The 2,610-nt window shown below is 71.7% G+C and carries 2 protein-coding genes and 1 pseudogene; 2 read left to right on the plus strand and 1 reads right to left on the minus strand.

Translation table 11 applies throughout. The annotated features are described in order from the left end of the window. Nucleotides 1-448: pseudogene (locus B7L92_RS43180) on the minus strand (helix-turn-helix domain-containing protein); the annotation flags it as partial. A 174-nt stretch (nt 449-622) separates the two neighbouring features. On the opposite strand from B7L92_RS43180, the gene B7L92_RS36505 reads away from it, so the two are divergent. Next, nucleotides 623-895, plus strand: coding sequence for a hypothetical protein (locus tag B7L92_RS36505; RefSeq protein ID WP_107501722.1), 273 nt, complete (start codon nt 623-625; stop codon nt 893-895). Nucleotides 896-1,041: 146 nt separating this feature from the next. Further along, nucleotides 1,042-2,481 carry an MFS transporter gene (locus B7L92_RS36510; protein WP_107501723.1) on the plus strand — a complete coding sequence of 480 codons (1,440 nt, stop codon included), beginning with the start codon at nt 1,042-1,044 and terminating at the stop codon, nt 2,479-2,481. Nucleotides 2,482-2,610: the final 129 nt, after the last annotated feature.

Consider the following 2,610-nt stretch of genomic DNA (forward strand, 5'->3'; position numbering starts at 1 on the left):
CGCCGGGCGGCGCGGGCGAGGCCCACCGCAGCCCGCCTGCCGGGTCGGCGCGGACCTGCACGTCCAGGCCGTGCCCCCTGGTGCCTGCCGGAGCAGAAGGGCCGGCCGGCGGCGATGCGGTCGATCGGCAGGAGGGTCCCGTCCAGGGCCACGAAGGCGTTGCGGGAAGCGGCCTGCACGGCCCCGGCGAGACCGGGGGCAAGCCCGGCCGGCGCCTCGACGGCCTCGGTCACGTACCGGTAAGACGGGGCTGACGCGATGCCGAACCCGGCTGCGAGCCGGGGCAGCGGCGTCCGCACCGCAGGTGGGCCAGGACCGGCAGAGCCCGTTGGTCCGTTCCGAGCCGGCGCCACCGTCTTCCGCGTTCACGTCACAGGGCGGTCAGCTTCCCGGCCAGGAACCGCAGGGCGGGACTGGACAGATCCAGTCCCGAGGGGCGGACACGCACGCGAAGCTCCGGGCGGACGGGCTGATCCCGGTCGACAACCCGTCCACCAGGAGCTTCGTCTCTTCCCGCACCCACCCCCACGCCAACTCGCCCACCATCTCCGCCAGGTTGAAAACGCCCACTGCCCAGGGCGCCGGAAGCGGTGAGCGCGACTCCTGGTAGAACATCGAATCGATGTACGCGGCCTTGAAGACCACCCAGCGTGGATCGGGACGAGTCCTGCGTTCGCGCAGCCCGCACGGCGTGGAGCAAGAGATCCACGCCTACCTGATCACCCGTCAACTCCTGCGGATCTTCCGGAGCCGGGCCGCCGTCGAACGCAAGATCGCAGCACGACGAGTCTCCTTCACCGAGCTCCTGTCCACGGTGGCCCGCTCGATCACCCGCCGCGATCGCCCGGCCTCTCCCAAGGTCCACCACTGGATCACCTCGACAGTGCGGCCTTGATCCTCAGCTTTCCGGCATTGCCCTATGGGCGGCGGGACTCTGCCGGGGATCTCGGTTGCTTCTCGTTGTCCGGTGATCGAATGATCACTTCGAACCCACCAAAAGAAAAGAAGGGCCGATCTGTGTTCACCGACCCCCGGGCCCGCATGAGCGGACGAGCCTGGGCCTTACTCCTCGTCCTGTGCGGCACGATCTTCCTCGAGGGCAGCGACGTCGCCATGCTGGCCGTCGCCGTCCCCACCATCCGCGCCGACCTGAACCTGACCACCGGCACCGCGGCGTGGGTGATGAGCGGCTACGTGCTGGGCTACGCAGGCTTCACCCTGCTCGGCGGCCGCGCCGCCGATCTGCTGGGCAGGCGGCGGATGTTCCTCACCTGGCTGGGCGTCTTCCTGGTCTTCTCCCTGCTGGGCGGCTTCGCGACCGACGGCTGGATGCTGATCGTGGCCCGGTTCGTCACCGGCGTGGCGGCGGCCTTCATGACCCCCGCCGCCATGTCGATCATCACGACCTCGTATCCGGAGGGGCCGCAGCGCGACAAGGCCCTGCTCGTCTTCGCCGGCGTCGGCGCCGGCGGCTTCTCGCTGGGCCTCGTCATCGGCGGGCTGCTGACCGAACTCGGCTGGCGCTGGGTGTTCTTCGCCCCGGTGTTCCTGGTCGGCGCCCTCCTGCTCGCGGCGCTCCGGCTGCTGCCGGCCGAGGCCCGCCCCGAGCCCGCACCGCGCGGCTACGACCTGGCCGGCGCGGCCAGCGCCGCCGCCGCGATGCTGCTGCTCGCCTACGGCATCGTCCGGCTCGAGCACCGCGGCGCGGGGCTCGGGCCGACCCTCGGCACGCTCGCCGCCGGGCTGGCACTGGTGGCGGCGTTCATCCTGATCGAACGGCGCGCCACAGCGCCGCTCGTCCCGCTGGAGATCTTCCGCAAGGCCACGATGGTGCGGGCCGACCTCGCCGCGCTGCTCTTCCTGGGCGCGTTCTTCGGCTTCCAGTTCATCGTCACGCTCTACCTGCAGGAACTGCGCGGCTGGTCCTCCCTGCAGACCGCGATCGCGCTGATCGCCATGGGCTGCGACGCCGTGCTGGCGCCCGTCCTCACCCCGCGCCTGGTGCACCGCTTCGGCAACAGCCGGGTGATCTTCGGCGGCTTCCTGCTGGCGATCGTGGCCTACGGGCTCTTCCTGCCGGTGGGGAGGGACTGGTCCTACGCGGCGATGTTCCCGGGCCTGCTCCTCTCGGGCATCGCCTTCGCCCTCGCCTACGGTCCGCTGACCATCGCGGCGACCGACAGCGTGGCGAAGGAGGAGCAGGGCCTGGCCGGCGGGCTGCTGTACACGTTCACCCAGTTCGGCTCGGCGGTCGGGATCTCCGCGGTGACCGCCGTGTACGGGATCACCGCGGCCGGCACCGACGGCTCACCGGGCGCGGTGCTGGACGCCTACCGCACCGCGCTCGTCGTCCCGGTGGTCATGGTGCTGCTGGGGGCGGCGGTCTCCGCCCTCGACCTGCGCGGCACCCGGCCTGCCGACCGGCGGAAGAACACGGCGCCCGCGGCCCGCGACGAAGCCAGCGGCGGCGTTCCGGGGTGAGCCGCGTTCAGCCGAGGTGTGCGTTCTCGGTCGCGGCCGAGGACGGCTCCGGCCGGCTCCTGCCGGTCCTCGTGTGGAGCTTGTAGGCGATGAACACCACCAGTACCCAGCCGCCCGAGACGTACAGCG

Origin of the sequence: Streptomyces viridosporus (genome assembly GCF_002078235.1) — a bacterium.
GTDB classification, from domain to species: Bacteria; Actinomycetota; Actinomycetes; order Streptomycetales; family Streptomycetaceae; genus Streptomyces; species Streptomyces viridosporus.

What these genes read in the sequence shown, in the direction of transcription:
- B7L92_RS36505 (WP_107501722.1), top strand. Translation starts at nt 623, where the DNA reads ATGTACGCGGCCTTGAAGACCACCCAGCGTGGATCGGGACGAGTCCTG.
- B7L92_RS36510 (WP_107501723.1), top strand. Translation starts at nt 1,042, where the DNA reads ATGAGCGGACGAGCCTGGGCCTTACTCCTCGTCCTGTGCGGCACGATC.